21 protein-coding genes are annotated in these 15,796 nt (G+C 70.6%); 4 read left to right on the top strand and 17 right to left on the bottom strand.

All coding sequences use genetic code 11. The annotated features are described in order from the left end of the window. Positions 1 to 37: 37 nt before the first annotated feature. The 5 genes from AC07GB_RS04060 to AC07GB_RS04040 form a co-directional block, all read right to left on the bottom strand. Complete coding sequence (locus AC07GB_RS04060) at positions 38 to 769, bottom strand: class E sortase (RefSeq protein ID WP_478841633.1); 732 nt, start codon at positions 767 to 769, stop codon at positions 38 to 40. A 35-nt stretch (positions 770 to 804) separates the two neighbouring features. After that, on the bottom strand, positions 805 to 1,941 hold the full coding sequence (locus AC07GB_RS04055; protein WP_478841632.1) for a class E sortase: 1,137 nt from the start codon (positions 1,939 to 1,941) through the stop codon (positions 805 to 807). Further along, the gene (locus tag AC07GB_RS04050) at positions 1,872 to 2,510 is read right to left on the bottom strand and encodes an aminodeoxychorismate/anthranilate synthase component II (RefSeq protein WP_478841631.1); all 639 of its coding nucleotides are present in this window, start codon (positions 2,508 to 2,510) and stop codon (positions 1,872 to 1,874) included. The genes AC07GB_RS04055 and AC07GB_RS04050 overlap by 70 nt, the downstream gene beginning before the upstream one ends. Positions 2,511 to 2,738: 228 nt before the next feature. After that, positions 2,739 to 3,422: a class E sortase gene (locus AC07GB_RS04045; protein WP_478841768.1), complete on the bottom strand. Its 684-nt coding sequence runs from the start codon at positions 3,420 to 3,422 to the stop codon at positions 2,739 to 2,741. 29 nt (positions 3,423 to 3,451) lie between these two features. Continuing rightward, on the bottom strand, positions 3,452 to 4,243 hold the full coding sequence (locus tag AC07GB_RS04040) for a DUF881 domain-containing protein (RefSeq protein WP_478841630.1): 792 nt from the start codon (positions 4,241 to 4,243) through the stop codon (positions 3,452 to 3,454). A 146-nt stretch (positions 4,244 to 4,389) separates the two neighbouring features. Between AC07GB_RS04040 and crgA the strand changes: the two genes are divergently transcribed. Beyond that, the gene (gene crgA / locus AC07GB_RS04035) at positions 4,390 to 4,647 is read left to right on the top strand and encodes a cell division protein CrgA (RefSeq protein WP_138960810.1); all 258 of its coding nucleotides are present in this window, start codon (positions 4,390 to 4,392) and stop codon (positions 4,645 to 4,647) included. 320 nt (positions 4,648 to 4,967) lie between these two features. Here the strand turns inward: crgA and AC07GB_RS04030 are convergent, their stop codons facing one another. Both AC07GB_RS04030 and AC07GB_RS04025 read right to left on the bottom strand, forming a co-directional pair. After that, the gene (locus AC07GB_RS04030; protein WP_478841629.1) at positions 4,968 to 5,861 is read right to left on the bottom strand and encodes a rhomboid family intramembrane serine protease; all 894 of its coding nucleotides are present in this window, start codon (positions 5,859 to 5,861) and stop codon (positions 4,968 to 4,970) included. 127 nt (positions 5,862 to 5,988) lie between these two features. Then, the gene (locus AC07GB_RS04025) at positions 5,989 to 6,522 is read right to left on the bottom strand and encodes a peptidylprolyl isomerase (protein WP_144319944.1); all 534 of its coding nucleotides are present in this window, start codon (positions 6,520 to 6,522) and stop codon (positions 5,989 to 5,991) included. A 282-nt stretch (positions 6,523 to 6,804) separates the two neighbouring features. Between AC07GB_RS04025 and AC07GB_RS04020 the strand changes: the two genes are divergently transcribed. Both AC07GB_RS04020 and AC07GB_RS04015 read left to right on the top strand, forming a co-directional pair. Further along, complete coding sequence (locus tag AC07GB_RS04020; RefSeq protein ID WP_478841628.1) at positions 6,805 to 7,530, top strand: DUF5324 family protein; 726 nt, start codon at positions 6,805 to 6,807, stop codon at positions 7,528 to 7,530. Between the two features lie 361 nt (positions 7,531 to 7,891). Then, the gene (locus AC07GB_RS04015; protein ID WP_478841627.1) at positions 7,892 to 8,584 is read left to right on the top strand and encodes a M23 family metallopeptidase; all 693 of its coding nucleotides are present in this window, start codon (positions 7,892 to 7,894) and stop codon (positions 8,582 to 8,584) included. 18 nt (positions 8,585 to 8,602) lie between these two features. Here AC07GB_RS04015 and AC07GB_RS04010 read toward each other — a convergent pair whose 3' ends face one another. Next, on the bottom strand, positions 8,603 to 8,887 hold the full coding sequence (locus AC07GB_RS04010) for a hypothetical protein (protein WP_478841626.1): 285 nt from the start codon (positions 8,885 to 8,887) through the stop codon (positions 8,603 to 8,605). A 223-nt stretch (positions 8,888 to 9,110) separates the two neighbouring features. Here AC07GB_RS04010 and AC07GB_RS04005 point away from each other — a divergent pair, with 223 nt between their 5' ends. After that, positions 9,111 to 9,383, top strand: coding sequence for a chaplin (locus AC07GB_RS04005; RefSeq protein WP_478841625.1), 273 nt, complete (start codon positions 9,111 to 9,113; stop codon positions 9,381 to 9,383). A 101-nt stretch (positions 9,384 to 9,484) separates the two neighbouring features. On the opposite strand, the gene AC07GB_RS04000 is transcribed toward AC07GB_RS04005, so the two are convergent. The 9 genes from AC07GB_RS04000 to AC07GB_RS03960 form a co-directional block, all read right to left on the bottom strand. After that, positions 9,485 to 10,354, bottom strand: a complete 870-nt coding sequence (locus tag AC07GB_RS04000; RefSeq protein ID WP_478841624.1) for a tyrosinase family protein — start codon at positions 10,352 to 10,354, stop codon at positions 9,485 to 9,487. 44 nt (positions 10,355 to 10,398) lie between these two features. After that, positions 10,399 to 10,791, bottom strand: coding sequence for a tyrosinase family oxidase copper chaperone (locus AC07GB_RS03995; protein ID WP_478841623.1), 393 nt, complete (start codon positions 10,789 to 10,791; stop codon positions 10,399 to 10,401). A gap of 166 nt (positions 10,792 to 10,957) precedes the next feature. After that, positions 10,958 to 11,464 carry a hypothetical protein gene (locus tag AC07GB_RS03990; protein ID WP_478841622.1) on the bottom strand — a complete coding sequence of 169 codons (507 nt, stop codon included), beginning with the start codon at positions 11,462 to 11,464 and terminating at the stop codon, positions 10,958 to 10,960. Positions 11,465 to 11,623: 159 nt separating this feature from the next. Then, the gene (locus tag AC07GB_RS03985; RefSeq protein WP_478841621.1) at positions 11,624 to 12,349 is read right to left on the bottom strand and encodes a vitamin K epoxide reductase family protein; all 726 of its coding nucleotides are present in this window, start codon (positions 12,347 to 12,349) and stop codon (positions 11,624 to 11,626) included. Beyond that, on the bottom strand, positions 12,349 to 12,852 hold the full coding sequence (locus tag AC07GB_RS03980) for a DUF5949 family protein (protein ID WP_478841620.1): 504 nt from the start codon (positions 12,850 to 12,852) through the stop codon (positions 12,349 to 12,351). Before AC07GB_RS03980 ends, AC07GB_RS03985 begins: the two co-directional genes overlap by 1 nt. A 362-nt stretch (positions 12,853 to 13,214) precedes the next feature. Next, positions 13,215 to 13,454, bottom strand: a complete 240-nt coding sequence (locus AC07GB_RS03975) for a chaplin family protein (protein WP_478841767.1) — start codon at positions 13,452 to 13,454, stop codon at positions 13,215 to 13,217. A gap of 131 nt (positions 13,455 to 13,585) precedes the next feature. Next, the gene (locus AC07GB_RS03970; RefSeq protein ID WP_478841619.1) at positions 13,586 to 13,864 is read right to left on the bottom strand and encodes a hypothetical protein; all 279 of its coding nucleotides are present in this window, start codon (positions 13,862 to 13,864) and stop codon (positions 13,586 to 13,588) included. Positions 13,865 to 14,199: 335 nt separating this feature from the next. Beyond that, positions 14,200 to 14,928: a hypothetical protein gene (locus tag AC07GB_RS03965; protein WP_478841618.1), complete on the bottom strand. Its 729-nt coding sequence runs from the start codon at positions 14,926 to 14,928 to the stop codon at positions 14,200 to 14,202. Between the two features lie 338 nt (positions 14,929 to 15,266). Further along, a complete protein-coding gene (locus tag AC07GB_RS03960; RefSeq protein ID WP_478841617.1) occupies positions 15,267 to 15,506 on the bottom strand; it encodes a chaplin in 240 nt (79 codons plus the stop codon). Positions 15,507 to 15,796: the final 290 nt, after the last annotated feature.

Genomic DNA, 15,796 nt, shown 5'->3' with positions numbered 1-15,796 from the left:
CGCAGCCACTTCAGCGCGCAGCCACTTCAGCGCGGAGCTACTTCAGCTCCGGCGGCGGTGTCCGCCTGTTGTCGACCTTCTCGACCCGCTCCAGCTCGCCCCACACCACGTAGCGGTACTTCGACGTGTAGATCGGCGTACAGGTCGTGAGCGTGATGTAGCGGCCCGGCTTCTTCGCGCCGGACTCCTTCGGGATCGGGTCGAGGACGCGGACGTTGAACTTCGAGGTCTCGGGGAGCGTTTTGTAGACCTTGTACACGTACCACTTGTCGCGGGTCTCGAAGACGATCGGGTCGCCCTCACCGACCTTGTCGATCTTGTGGAACTTCGCACCGTGGCCGTCGCGGTGGGCGGCCAGTGAGAAGTTGCCCTTCTTGTCCTGGGGCAGGGCCGACTTGATCGGCTCCGTGTAGTAGCCCGCGACGCCGTTGTTGAGGGTCCCGGTGGCGGTGCCCTTCTTCACGAGGATCTCGCCGGCGCCCATGGACGGTACGTGGAGGAAGCCGATGCCGTCCTTGGTGTTGAGGGCGCCGGGGCCGCCGGCCCAGTGGTCGCGGACGCGGTCGCCCTGCTTCCTCGCCTCGCGGTCCGCTATGACGTTCGTCCACCACAGGGAGTAGACGACGAACAGGCCGAGGACCAGGCCCGCGGTGATGAGGAGTTCGCCGAAGACGCTGACGGCCGTCGCGATGGGGCCGCGGCCGCGCGGCGGCCCGTCCGCGGGCCTGGACTCGTCGGTCCGCTCGTCCTCTTCGGTGGTGGCTGCCATGCATCCGCCCTGTCTGTCTCGGCTTTCCGGCGCCCTCAGTCGACCAGCGCGGCCGGTTTCCCCTTGGCCCGTGGCCGGCCTTCGACCATCTTGCCCCACACGATCATGCGGTACTTACTCGTGAACTCAGGGGTACAGGTGGTCAGTGTGATGTAGCGGCCGGGTTTCGTGAAGCCGGAGCCCGGCGGGACGCGGCCGAGGACCGCCGTGTTGCCGGGGCTCGTCTGCGGGAGGATGCTCGCCATCTTGTAGACGTAGTACGTGTCCTGCGTCTCGACCACGATCGGATCGCCCGGTTTGAGCCGGTTGATGTACCGGAACGGCTCGCCGTGGGTGTTGCGGTGTCCGGCGACCCCGAAGTTACCGGGGTCCGCGTCGGGCATCGCGGTCTTGGTGCCGCCCTCGTTGTAGTGGCCGACCATGCCGCGGTCGAGGACCTTGTGCTTGTCGATGCCCTCGGCGACCGGCACGACGACGTCGAGCTTGGGGATGTGCAGCAGCGCGAAGCCCTGCCCCGGCTCGAAGACGCCCGGCTCGCCCTTGCCCTTCGCCCAGTCCTCCTGGAGGTCGCGGGCGGCGGCGTTCGCCTGCTGCTGGGCTCTTATGTTCGTCCACCACAGCTGGTACGTGACGAACAGGAGCATCAGGACGCCGACGGTGATGAACAGCTCGCCGACGACACGGCTCGCCACGGTGGCCGGGCTCGGCCTGCGGGCGCGCTCGGCACGGCGGGCTTCGAGCCGGGTGAGCGGGCGGTCCGGCGGGGTCTCCGCGACGGAGGCCGCCTTCTCCCGGGGCTTCGCGCCGCGATGGCCCTTGTGCTTGGCCGCCTTGCGCCGAGCGGCCCGGCCGCCCGGCACCACCGGCCCTGCCGCTATTCGTCGCGTGCCCGCCGTCCGCAGGACGATGGTCTCGTCGTCCGACGGCGGATCGTACGCGGGTACGTACGGCTCCGGGGCCCCGGGAGCCGGCTGTTCCGGCACAGGCTCATCGGGGGCAGGCGCGCCGGGGACAGCCGCGTCCGGCGCCGCCGCGCTGCGGAACCACGGTGACGGATGCTCCCCCGTCCCCGCCGCGTCGGCGCCCCCGTGCGCCTGCGGGGTCACGCCGTGGCCCGGCCCACCACCGGGGCCAGCCCGCTCGATCGTGCGACGGCCCCGGCGTCGCCGCACTCGGCGAGCCAGTTGGCGAGCATCAGGTGCCCGTGTTCGGTGAGGACGGACTCGGGGTGGAACTGCACGCCCTCGACGGGCAGTTCACGGTGGCGCAGGCCCATGATGATGCCGTCCGCCGTGCGGGCCGTCACGTCCAGCTCGGCGGGGACGGTGGTGGGCTCGGCGGCCAGGGAGTGGTACCGCGTGGCGATGAAGGGCGAGGGCAGGCCCGCGAAGACGCCCTTGCCCTCGTGCGTGACCGGCGAGGTCTTGCCGTGCAGCAGCTCAGGGGCCCGGTCCACGACGCCGCCGTACGCCACGGCCATCGACTGCATGCCCAGACAGACACCGAAGACGGGCACGCCGGTGGCCGCGCAGTGGCGCACCATGTCCACGCAGACGCCCGCCTGCTCGGGGGTGCCGGGGCCCGGCGAGAGCAGCACGCCGTCGAAGCCGTCCTGCGCGTGCCGCAGCTCGACCTCGTCGTTGCGCAGCACCTCGCACTCCGCGCCCAGCTGGTAGAGGTACTGCACGAGGTTGAAGACGAAGCTGTCGTAGTTGTCGACGACGAGGATGCGCGCGCCCATCAGTTGTCCACCGTCACGTCGTTGAAGGGAAGAAGGGGCTCCGCCCAGGGGAACACGTACTGGAACAGCACATAGACCACGGCGAGGATCAGCATCAGGGAGATCAGTGCCCTCACCCATGCGTTCCCCGGCAGATGTCGCCAGATCCAGCCGTACATGCCGTCCCTTTCGTCGCCACACGACCGCCCGGCCCCACCGCACCGGCCGTCGCCGCCGTACCGCACCAGACTAACGGCGCAGTGCCTCGGGTTTCCCGGCCTCCGCGGGCTGGGTGGCGTCCAGATGGGCCCAGGCGACGAGGCGGTGGCTGTGGCCCCACTCGGGCTCGCAGGTGGTCAGGGTGAGATAGCGGCCGGGCTCGCGGTAGCCGGACCCGCGCGGCACGGGGTCGACGACACCGGTGTCACTGGGCAGCGTCTTGTACGGCTTCCTGTCGACGCGGTACGTGAACCAGGTCGTGCCGTCGGTCAGGACGACCGCGTCGCCGGGGCGCAGCTCCGGGAAGTCCTTGAACGGGTCGCCGTAGGTGCGGCGGTGTCCGGCCACGGCGAAGTTGCCCTTCTGGCCGAGCTGGGCGGTGCGCGCGTAGTGGCCGAGGCCCTTCTTGAGGGTGTCGGTGGCGGTGCCCTGGAGCACGGGCTTGTTCCACGTGAAACCGAAGCGGGGGATGTACATGACGGCGAAGGGCTCGCCGTTCTCGTAGGGGGCAGGCTTCGGGGGCGAGGCGTCCAGGGCGCCGGCGCCGGTGGTGGTCCGGTTCTGGGCCCACCGGTCCTGAAGGCGGTCGACCTGGTCGTCCATGGCCCGGTCGGCCTTCACCCCGGTCCAGAACAGCACGTACACCACGAAGAGCACGATCACGGTGCCGACGGTGACGCACAGTTCGCTGAACGTGCGGACGACCACGCGCACCGACACCGCAGGGACCTCCCGAGCGAGCGCTACTCCACAGGCTTCGCGTAATGAAGGTTCACTGTGCCCGAGTAGCCGGGAAGAGTCATCGCCCCGTCGTCGTCGACTTTCCAGCCGAGCCCGTAGGCGTTGACGTACAGCATGTAGTTCTGGATCTCGGGCGAGGCGGCGAGGGCCTGCTTGAGGCGGTCCGGGTCGCCGATCGCGGTCACCTTGTACGGCGGTGAGTAGACGCGGCCCTGGAGGATCAGGGTGTTGCCGACGCAGCGGACGGCGCTGGTGGAGATCAGGCGCTGGTCCATGACCTTGATGCCCTCGGCGCCGCCCTGCCACAGGGCGTTGACCACGGCCTGGAGGTCCTGCTGGTGGATGACCAGGTCGTTGGGCTGCGGCTCGGGGTAGCCGGGGAGCTTGGCGGTGGCGTGCGGCGGGGCGTCGGTGAGGGTGACGGAGACGGCCCGGCCGCGCAGCTTCTTGGTGCCCGCGTTCCGCTCCAGGGCGCTGAGGCGGGCGTCGTCGGCCTTGGTGCCGGGGCTGTCGCGGCGGGCGAGGGACTGGACCTCCTCGCGCAGCGAGCCGGTGGCCTGGTCCAGGTCCTTGTTCTTGCGGCTGCGTTCCTGGATGAGGTCGGAGAGCTTCAGGAGGGAGGCGTCGGTGCGGATGTTGGTGCCCTTGGCCGTGTTGAAGCTGGTCATGAAGAGCAGTCCGGCGAGGGCGAAGACGCCCGCGGTGAGCACGCGCAGCGGCCGCAGGCGGCGGCGCCGGCCGGTGTCCGGGGGCGTCAGGGCCGGGCCCGTGGGGAAGTCGGCGGAATTGCTCAACGTACCCTTATCTCCTTCACCGCCGCGGAAGCACTACGCTAACGGACGCCCGGGGGAAGACTTAGCGCACCGTAGCGCCGTAGCGTCCCCGGCGACGGACCCAGTTACCTGCGCGGCCACGCAGCGCATCGACAGGAGAGACCCTCGTGCCGAAGTCACGTATCCGCAAGAAGGCAGACGACTACACGCCCCCGTCGTCGAAGAAGGCGACGAACATCAAGCTGACCAGCCGCAGCTGGGTGGCTCCGGTGATGCTGGCGATGTTCCTGATCGGCCTGGCCTGGATCGTCGTCTTCTACGTCACGGACGGCGAGCTTCCGATCGACCCCCTGGGCAACTGGAACATCGTGGTCGGCTTCGGCTTCATCGCCGCGGGCTTCGGCGTCTCCACCCAGTGGAAGTAACGATCCGGGGTCACGCCGGGGGCACAACGCAAGCCCTGGCCTGAGTTATCCACAGCGCGAGCGGTGCCATCCACAGACCTGGGGAAAGGTCTGAAGATCTGTGGATAACTCTCCGGACGTTGACGCCGGTGTGACTGGTCGGCCGCCCCGACCTGGCCTGTCCACCCCTTGCCCTGCCTGGGAAAACCCGGATCAGCGACGCACGGAACAGACGTTCCCCACTTCGTGCACAAGATCGGGCACAGACTGTGGACAACCCGGGGGCACGCGGTGGAAAGCCCGCGTACCCCCGGGCACAGAACGGCCCCGGCGCCTCGCGCTCAGGTGAGCTGCACCGTGCGGACGATCACGGTGGCCGCGATCACCAGGAAGACCAGGGCGCAGGTGCCCCATTGGATGAGGGCCCGGCGCTCACGGGGTGCGTGCACCATTCCGTACGCGATGGCGACGCCGGCGACGAGACCGCCGACGTGCGCCTGCCAGGCGATGCCGCTCCAGGTGAACGTGAACAGCAGGTTCAGCGCGAGCAGGGCGATGACCGGACGCATGTCGTAGTTCAGGCGGCGCATCAGGACCGCCGTCGCGCCGAGCAGGCCGAAGATCGCGCCGGAGGCGCCGAGCGAGGCGTCGCTGGGGTCCGAGACCAGATACGTCAGGGCGCTGCCGCCGAGCCCCGACAGCAGGTAGAGGGCGAGGAACCGCGCCCGGCCGAGCGCCGCCTCCAGGGGGCCGCCGAGCCACCAGAGCCCCAGCATGTTGAACGCGATGTGCCAGATCTCCTGGTGCGTGAACATGGCCGTGACCAGGCGGTACGTCTGCCCGTCCGCCACGCCCTCGGTGGCGGGGAACGGCTCCGGCGGCCACCGGCCGATCAGGAACAGGTCCCCGACGAGGTCCTCACGGGCGCGGACCGCGATGAACACCAACACGTTGATCACAAGGATGATCTTCGTGAACAGGCGCGGGTCCTGCGTGAGCGTGCCGCCCGCCAGCGTGCGCGGCTGGGTGGCCGCCGGGGCGTGCCCGGTGCCGGAACCGCCCTTGACGCACTCGGGGCACTGGAAGCCGACCGAGGCGCTGATCATGCACTCCGGGCAGATCGGACGCTCGCAGCGGGTGCAGCTGATACCCGTCTCCCGGCCGGGATGCCGGTAGCAGCTCGGCAGGCTCTGCGCGTCCTGCGGCCCCTGCGGGCTGCCTGGCGCCTGGTCCATCACGGTCCCCTCTGGTCTGCCGTACGCGGCGGCGCCGGCATGCTTGGTCCAACGCGCCGCCCCGCCCTCCTCTACGGATGGGCGGGGCGGTTTTGTTCCCTGGCGGGCGGGGTCGAGCGCGGGGCGCTCAGCCCTCGCGCGTCTCGACGACGACGGACTCGATGACGACGTCGTTCACCGGACGGTCCGTGCGCGGGTTGGTCTGCGTGCCGGCGATGGCGTCCACGACCTTCTTACCGGCGTCGTTGGTGACCTCGCCGAAGATGGTGTGCTTGCGGGTCAGCCACGCGGTCGGGGAGACCGTGATGAAGAACTGGGAGCCGTTGGTGCCCGGGCCCGCGTTCGCCATGGCGAGGAGGTACGGCTTGTCGAAGGCGAGGTCGGGGTGGAACTCGTCCTCGAACTCGTAGCCCGGGCCGCCCGTGCCGTTGCCCAGCGGGTCGCCGCCCTGGATCATGAAGCCGCTGATCACCCGGTGGAAGACCGTGCCGTCGTACAGCTTGTCCGTGGACTTCTTGCCGGTCGCGGGGTGCACCCACTCGCGCTCGCCCTGAGCGAGCTCAACAAAGTTCCTGACCGTTTTGGGCGCGTGGTTCGGCAGAAGCCGGATCTCGATGTCGCCCTGGTTGGTCTTGAGAGTGGCGTAAAGCTGCTCAGCCACGATCTGCCTTCCGTTGTCCTCTGTGACCCTCCGATCCTCGCACGGACCGGTTTGGGACGAGTAGCCGCCGAGCAGGCGCACCTCAGGGCGATCCGTGGCATTGTCGACGACGGGCCGTGCCCGTACCGCGTCGAGCGGCTTCGCCCGCGCTGGATCGCGCGCCGCGCTCGTGGGGATGCCCCGGATGCCCGACCGCGCGTGCCCCGGTTACATCCCGGCAGGCATGATCCCGGAAAGGGTGGAAAGGTGACATACCTATACGCCACCAAGGAGGAGGATCCCGTGACCCGCAAAGACAGCGTGCGCGCCGCGGCCGACTCGGCGAAGGAAAGCGCGCGGCACGCCGCGGACGCGGTGGCGCCCTACGCCGAAGAAGCCAAGGACCGGGCCACACACCTGGCACAGGAGGCGCGTTCACGCCTCGCCCCGAAGGTGTCGCACGCGGCACACGTCGCCGCCGACCAGGCCCGCGCCCAGTACGGGGCGCACGTCGCGCCGCGCGTGGTGCAGGCACGAGGGCATGTGCCGCCGAAGATCGACCACGCGGCGCACGAGGCCGCCGCCCGCACCCGCAGGGCCGCCCGCCAGGCCGCCGACTTCTCGAAGCCCCGCATCGAGCACGCCGTGGCCGCCTCGGGGCCGGTCCGTGAGGAGGCGGCGGCCCGGGGCGCGGCGGCGCTCGCCGCCCTGCGCGGCCAGGTGTCGCCGCAGGAGATCAAGGAGATCGCCCGCAAGCAGCAGCGGCGGGCCCGCACCGGCCGCGCGGTCAAGCGGCTCGCCGTCCTCGGCGTGCTCGGCGCCGCCGCGGTCGCCGTGTGGAAGTGGTGGGACAAGCAGGCCAACCCGGACTGGCTGGTCGAGCCCCCCGCGGCCACGGAGATCCCCGACCGCACCTCGCTGACCTCGGTGGACGGCAGCGGCCAGGCGTCCCTCGACCCCGAGGTGCAGGCGAAGCAGGCGGAGGCCGAGGCGGACTCGGACGCGAAGAGCCGGGACGAGAAGGGCTGACGCGGCGGCCTGACGCGAAGGCCTGACGACTGAGGGCGAGGTTCCGGTACGACCGGCCTCGCCCTCAAGCCTGAGCCCGGGCCGGGAGCCGACTCCGTCAGGGACCGGCCTCGCCGGGGTGCCTGTCCGACGCGGCGATGTCCAGGTACGCCTGGCGGGCAGTCTCCGCCGCGCGGCCGCAACAGCGCGCCCGCGCCCCGGAAATGGACGAGTGCCCCCCTCGCACCCCCGCGCGTTACGCCAGGTGGCGCAACCGGGCGTGCGCCGCCCGGCCGCCCCCGTTGTCCTAGCGGATATGGGCTACCACATAGACGGCCCGCAAACAGCGGGCAGAACACGGCGTGACGCACTGGGAATCGGCGTGATCCTGCTCGCCTCAGGTGCGCTCGGCATGGCGGGCACCCCGCCGGACGAGGTCGTCGACCGTGACGACCTCGCAGACCCGGACGACCTCGTCGATCCGGACGGCCTCATCGACCGCGAGGACCTCGACGGACTCGCGGATCCGGACGGCGGCACGGTCTCCGAGGGCGCCGCGGACCCGCACGACGCCTGCGTGGCCGACTTCGACCCGCACTTCGAGGAGGACCTGGCGGCGGCCGACGCCGCGGTCCCCGAGGTGCGCGCGCTCACGGGCCCACCGCGCCGCTTCGCGCGCCCGCTGCGCCGCCGCTTCCGGGTCAGCGCCCGCTACGGCATCCGCGGCAACTGGGTCGCGGGCCACCACACCGGCGTCGACCTGGCGGTGCCCCGGGGCACTCCGGTGTACGCCATCGGCTCGGGCGTCGTCGTGCTCGCCCGCTGGTCGGGGGCGTACGGCAAGGCCGTCACGGTCCGTATGCCGGACGGCCACTACGCGGTGTACGCGCATCTGAACCGCATCTCCGTGCGGCGGGGCGCGCGGATCCGCACCGGCACCCGCATCGGCAGCAGCGGCAGCACGGGGCGCGCCACGGGCCCCCACCTCCACCTGGAGATCAGGTCCCGGCGCGGCTACGGCTCGGACATCAACCCGGTCAGGTATCTGGCCCGGCGCGGGGTGCGGCTCACCTAGCGCCGGGCCGCCCCGTGCTCAGGTCTGTACGGCGGGGATCAGCTGGGTCACCGGCTGCACCAGGTCCGTGACCTGGTGCAGCTCGTTCAGCCGGTGCAGGCCGCCGAGCTGGCTCGACACCGTCGGCAGGGCGTCGTGCTGTGCCTCGGGCAGCGGCGTGCGACCCAGCTCGTCGAGGGTGGCCATCGGCGAGATCTCCTTGGCCGGCTGAGCGCCGGTGGCCGCGTGGGCGGCGGGCGCCACGAGCGCCGCCGCGCCGGCGGCGAGGGACACAGCGGCCAGAATGCGTCGTGCTGAAGTCATGCCCTCAGCAACGGCGGAGCCGTCCGCGGGACACGGTCGCGTGCCCCATTCCGCTCACCGCTGGCACTAATGGCCTACAGAAATATTGCCCGAGCCGCCGCAGGTGTTCGATATCCAGAAGATCATCGACGATTTCACGCCGTTACTTCACATCAGAGCAACGCGTTAGAGGAATCGCGGCCACACCCACGCGGCCGTGCTTTCCAATTCGAAGGAGAACGTGATGTCTCGCATCGCGAAGGCAGCCGCCCTCACGCTCGGCGCGGGCGCCGTCGTGCTCGGTGGCGCCGGACTCGCCACGGCCGACGCCGGCGCGCACGGCGAAGCCAAGGGTTCCCCCGGCGTCCTCTCGGGCAACCTGATCCAGGTCCCGGTCCACGTCCCGGTCAACGTCTGCGGCAACACCATCGACGTCATCGGTCTGCTGAACCCCGCGTTCGGCAACACCTGCGTCAACAACGGCGGCACCGGCGGCGAGGGCGGCTACGGCCACTGAGCTAGTCCCCAGGAGAAGCCCCCGGCGAGTACCGTCGCCGGGGGCTTCCCGCTTTCCTGCGCGGCGGTGGTCCCGCTCGCGTCCTACGTAGCGGTGGATCGTCATACGTAGCGGTAGATCCGCTCGTGGTCGAGCATGTCGCCCGGTGTCGTCCGCCACGGGGGCATCGGCTCGTTCCGCGCGACGACACGGCCGTGCCCCGGCTCGCCGAGGCCGGGCGGGCGCTCAGGCAGGAACCGCGCGCCCCTGCGGTGCTCGCGCTCCCAGCGGCTCCACAGCAGGTCCACGAACGCGTGGTTCAGCCAGAACACGGGGTCGTTCACGGATCCACCGCCCAGCATGTGTCCGCCGACCCAGCGGTGCACGCGGTTGTGGTTGCGCCACCGCGCGGTGCCCACGCCGGACGTCCAGCCCTCCAGCTTGTTGCGGAAGCCGCCGTCCGCTCGCGAGTCCCAGGGCGGGACGTCGTACCGGGTGTCCTTCATCGCCCACTCCACGTCGGCGGGTGTGGGCAGGTCGATGGGGTTCGAGGGATTGCCGAACGCGCGGGTGAGGAAGTCCCCGTCGGTGACACTCTCCTTGATCGGCCAGTGGCCGTTGCGGCGGGCGAACGGGCCGGTGAGCACCTGCCGGTCGCTCTCACGCCCGTTCCCGCCAAGGAAGTCCTCGCCCCACAGGGACGCGGCCGGGGTGCGGTCGCGCGTCCAGTCCCAGTACGGGACCGTGACCGCGTCGTCGACGCGCTGGAGCGCCCGCTCGAAGTCGAGCAGGAAGCGCCGGTGCCAGGGCAGGAACGTGGGCGTCATGTGGGCGACGCGGAGCCGGTCCTCGCCGTCCGCCACGTAGAAGTCGATGTGCGTACGGACGAATTCGTCGTACTCGCCCCGGCGCTTGAGGCTCAGTACCGCGTCCACGAATCTGCGCCGCTCGGCCCCGGTCAGCCGGTTCTGGTTCTTGCGTGTGTAGGCCACGCGCGCCCCCTTCACGTTCCCGTGCGCCCCGTGCGGTCGGTCCGTCAGTGGGTGTGACCGCTCAGCCTCTCCGTCACCCCCAGCTCGTCCACGGCCCCGCGGGCCGCCGCGAGCGGGGTCTCGTACGAGCCGTAGTGGTCGACCATGGTCAGATAGCTGCCGTCGGCCCGGCGCATCAGGCCGAGCCGGCGGCCGTCGACCGTGACGTGCCACTCGGACGGGGCCGCGCCGCGCTCGCCGAGGACCGGGTCGCCCTGGATGCGCCGGCCCCGGTACATCTCGTCGAACGAGCCCTCGTCCGGGGCGCCCGGCGGGGTGGCCCGCGCCCAGCCGGCCCGCATCACCCCGACGGCGGCGAGTGTGGCCGCGGCCGCGGCGCCCAGCAGGTGGCGCCGCCCGAGGCGGTGGATCAGTGGCGTACCGGGCGCTGCGGTCATGTGCTCCCTCTTCCGCTGCCATGTGCTTCGGCGGCCATGTGTTTCATCGGCCACCCGCTTGGGCGGCCATCCGCTGCCAGACCTCTAACCACCCGACCCCCGCCGCGCGTTACGGCCCTGACCGCCAGGGGATCGGGCCCGCCCGGTCCACCGGGCCCGCGGGCGTCTAGTTGAGGCCCAGGTCTGCGGCCGGCTGGGCGCTCAGCAGGGGCTGGTGCAGGCCACCGCCGGGCAGGTTGAGCGGCGGCAGGGCGGTGCCGTCGGCGCCCGGGGCTGCCAGCGGGGCCTCCAGGGTGGCGCCGGGCGTGAGGGCGTACACATCGGAACCGCGCGCCGACAGGCCCACGCTCTTCAGGCTGTCCTCGCCCACCACGTCCGTCAGCGGGGCGGTGATCTGCACGTCGGGCAGCGCGTTCCGGACCGGGATCTGCGGGACGGCCCGCTCGGGCAGCAGCTTGCCCTCCACATAGCGGGGGCCTTCGAAGTCGCCGCCGGGCAGCGGCACCGGGAGGGTGCTGGTGATCTCGGGGGTCTGGAGGCCCAGGGAGTGCTTCACCCCGTCCAGCGGCACGGTCACGCCGGGGTGGTCCGCCGCGGCCGCGGTCGACGCCGCGCAGGCTGCCGCGGTACAGGCGAGGGCCGTGACGACGGCCCCCCTCGTGGTGTGCTTCATGGCTCGGATCCTTTCGCTCACGGCGACCACTCGGTTCGCACAGGTTCAACGAGCCCGCACCGCGCACCAGCACAAACTTCGCCCGAGCAACCGAATACTCGCTTTAACGGATGATCCCCTCGACTGATCTCCGCGCCGGATTTCCCCGGCCGCGCGGGTTCAGCCGGTCCAGAAATCCCACCAGCGGGTCAGGATCAGCACACCGACGCCACCGATGTGCACCACGGGAAAGGCCCAGGAGAATTCACCGAGAAAGGCCTTCACGGGCTCCGGCGCGGGCAGGAAGCCGTTGCGGACGTTGAAGGCGGTCACGTACCAGAACATCAGGATCGTGGCGACCCACGCCAGGCAGCACCACAGGCACAGCGCGTTGATCCGGTACAGGGACTGGAACTGCAACCACGTGCAGAACCCCACCCCGAACAACGTGCCCGCGTTGAACGTCAGCCAGTACCAGCGCGGGAAACGCGCCCCCGCCAGCAGACTCATCCCGACACCGATCACCACGGCGTACGCCGCGAGCCCCAGCATCGGATTCGGGAACCCGAACGCCTCCGCCTGCTCGCTCTTCATGATGCTGCCGCAGGCCACCACCGGGTTGATACTGCACCCGGGCTGGAAGTTCGGGTCCTTCAGCAACTCGAACTTGTCGAGCGTGATGATCCACGACGCCCACAGCCCCGCCACACCCGTGACCACCAGAAGCAACGCGAACGCCCGGCTCCCGCCGGCCGGGCCGGGCGCGTGACGAGGGGCGTGCGCCGGGCTCTCCCGGCCGGGCGGGCTCTCCTGGGCAGGCGTGTTCTCCTGGGCAGGCGTGTTCTCCTGGGCAGGCAGCCGGGCGGGGTGTCGCGTGGCCTGACGCGACGGCGCCGGGGCGCTCATCAGACGCGCAGCCGCTGCACCGGGAGCAGGCAGTGCGCGGCGTTGGTGAGGGTCTCCTCGTCGCCCGCGAAGGAGCGGAGGTTGTCCTCCGACACGGGTGTGCCGGGCGTACCCTCCGGCCACGCGCGCGTGGTCATGATGAAGTACGCGTGTCCGCGCTCCTGTACGGCGGCGAGCCACTCGGGCGGGACCACGCACTGGGCGTTGACGTGCGGCATGCTGACGACCGCCTGCCCGGCCTCGACGAGCAGTGTCACGGGCAGGCTGGGGTTCCGCGCGCCGTCCAGGAGCGGGCCGCCGATCGGCAGACCGGAGTTGTGCAGCAGCGTGCCGACCGCCTCCGCCGACGCGTCCGGGCCGCCGGCGGCATCCCCCAGGGGATAGGCCATGAGAAAGGCCATGTCCTTTTCTTCCTCGGGGTGTTCACCGCTCCAGGCGATGACACCGAGGGTGCCCATGTCGGCCGCCCGGAAAGGACGCTGCTCGCTCGGTTTCGTGGTCATGGGCGAAACCGTAGCGACGCCCGCGGCACGGATTTCGCGCTTGTCACCTAAGTGGCCGTACTACCGATCCGCATCACACGAAGGAGGGATCCGGTCGAACGCGTGCGCTGAGTACGCCTAAAGGTCATCGGTCTCGCGCAACGATCGGCACGCGGAAGGCCGGCCCGCGGAAAGAGTTCCGCCGACCGGCCTTTGAGCACCGCGTTCGCCCGGGGAGAGCGGGGTGCGGGCGCGGCGCGAGCGCGGGGAGCGCGAGGCGCCGCGTGTTGCCGCGTGGTGGGGCGTGGTGGCGCGTGAGGTCACGTGACACGGTGGGAGACCGCGTGCTGTCACGTGGCTTCACCACGCTCCGTGAGCGAAGGTCAGTCGTTCACACCGTTGTTGCCGAACGCCGGGTTCAGGGCGCCGATCAGATTGGCGGTGTTGCCCACGACGTTGACCGGGACGTTCACCGGGATCTGGCCGATGTTGCCCGAGCCGACGCCCGGGGAGTGCACGGCGTCAGCGGCGGCGTCGGCGTCGGCGAAAGCGGTCCCCGACGCGGCGCCCGCGGCCATACCGGCGGCGGCGAGGGCGAGAGCAGCCTTCTTGGCAGTGTTCATCATCAAACCTTCCCTTAGGGTTTGGCTGAAGCCTAGGGGCGCAATTCAGGGGATTCCTGGAATAACACGCCCAAGCATTTTCGGTTTCCCGTTCGGATCAGCCCACCGGAAGGGAAACGGCAATTCGGCGCCTAGTTGGCGAGCGGCAGGCCTCCGAGCAGCTGCGTCGGGCCCCCGCTCGCGTTCAGCCCGTCCGTGGCCTGCTTGACCGCGTTGACGACGGAGTTCTTGTTCTCCGTGTCCAGCATGTTGGTGTTCAGCGGCGCCGCGTCCAGGGTCGGCTGGCTGAGCAGCGTGTCAAGGCCGCCGTTCAGGCTGGTGGGCGTCATGTCGTTGGCGAACGCGGGCGCGGCGGCACCGGCGATCGCCATCGATCCAGCGAGGACAGCGGCAGCCTTCAGGGGCTTCATCGTGTTCCTTTCCTGGTAACTCTTGTCACCGTTGGCCGGGTCACCAATGGGTTTCACTACTCAGGCAATTACTTCTGCCTGTCACGTCTCTCACCAGTCCTAACGAGCGGAACTCGGCACGGAAACCCCTGGAACTCAAACTTCCCGGAACCCACTCGATGGCAGGGAACCCGCATTCTTCTCATATCAACAGGACTAAGCACACGCGAAGTTGACGAACACCTGACGGGTCCGTGCACGACGAGACCCGCCGCTCCGGAACGGGCCGGTGTGGCGGGTCTCGTCATGCGCGGACCCGGCGGAAAAGCCTTGCCGGACTACTCGCGCCGCCCCGGTTACTCCTCCACCGGCAGCTTCGGCACCTGGGGCAGGCCGGGCAGGTTCGGGGCGGGCAGACCGCCGCCGAGGACCGTCGCGACGACCGTGTTGACCAGGCTGGTGAGGACACCGGTGACGGCCGGGACAACCTTGGTCACATCGCCGCTGGTGACGGCCTTGATCAAGTTGTCCACCGCGGTCTGGAGCGCCTTCAGGGCGTCGTCCTTGATGTCGAGAGGCACCTGCGCGGCCTGTGGTCCGCCCAGCGGCAGCTTCGGCAGCGAGGCGGGCAGCTCCGGCACGGCGGGAGCCGGCGGGACGGCGGGCGCGGCCGGAGTCTCCGGGACGGCGGCGGCAGGGGCCTCGGGGACGGCGGGAAGGGCGGCGGGGACCTCGGGCACGTCAGGCAGGGCGGCGGGCTTGGGGACCGGAGCCCCGGCTTTGATCTTCTCGATCGCTTGCTTGACCGCGTCGGCGAGCTTGGTGGCCTCGGGGGCGGGCACCTGACCGTTGTCGGCCTTGAGCACCTTTTCGAGGAGGCCGGTGACGGGGGTGAGGACGACACCCAGGTCCCCGAGCGCCTTCACCTGGGCGAGCAGCGCGTCCGCCCCGGGGACGGGGGCCTTCGCGGCCGTCGCTTCCTGGCGGGTCTCCGCCTGCATGGCTATGGCCGGACCGGCCGTGCCGAGGAGAAGCGCCGCGCAGAGCGTGGTGGTCGCGATACGCCGTGCGGGTAGTGCACGCATAGGTCGTTCCCTTTCGGTGGTCCGTCGGATCTTGTGATCACCGTGAAAGGGGGTCTCGCCCTCCGCAACCGAGCGGGCGCGCCGCGTCGCCCGCTCCTTCCGGCCGGCCGGGCGTTTACGCAGGTGGGAAGCGGAAGTACGGGGCAGACCAGGGGTGTTGTGGCCAGCCGCCATTCGTGTACGGGTCCGGGAGCGCGACACGCCGACGCCGCCCGGCCGGCACGCGGCCACCGCCGCCTGGCCGTTCACCCGGATGCGGCACGGGGTGAGGATGCGGGGCCACATGGAAAAGGCCGCCCCGCAGGCTGCGGGGCGGCCTTACCGATCGGCGCGTCAGCTCAGTCGTTGACGCAGGTGTTGCCGAACGCCGGGTTCAGCAGGCCGATCACGTTGATCGTGTTGCCGCAGACGTTCACGGGGATGTGCACCGGCACCTGGATGACGTTGCCGGAGACGACGCCGGGGGAGTTGGTGGCGGCACCCTGCGCGCCGCTGTCGGCAGCGGCGACACCGGCGCCGCCGGCCACGGCGGCGGCCGCGACGGCGGAGAGGGCGAGAGCCTTGGTGGTACGCGACATGGAGAGTTGCTCCTTGGTCATATGACGCTTGTGCCGTGCGGGATGCCCGGCGCGTGGATCAACGGCCACGCCTGACGGTCGGTTGTGCCCCGGACGGGTGATGGATGGGGCGAGCCATTTCGGTGACAGCCGTGTCGCCGTGTTGCCACGCCGTGCCGCTCACACGGGCGGCGTACGCCCACGGACCCCCTCCCGCCAGGGAATTGACCACGTGCTTCACCGTTTCGACACACGCGGCGTGGTCACGGAGAAGGCTCTCGGCTCCCGCTACAGTTGCGCTTCCTCTTGAG

The organism is Streptomyces sp. NPDC045778, from assembly GCF_056431945.1.
This window is presented reverse-complemented; position numbering and strand designations above follow the sequence as displayed.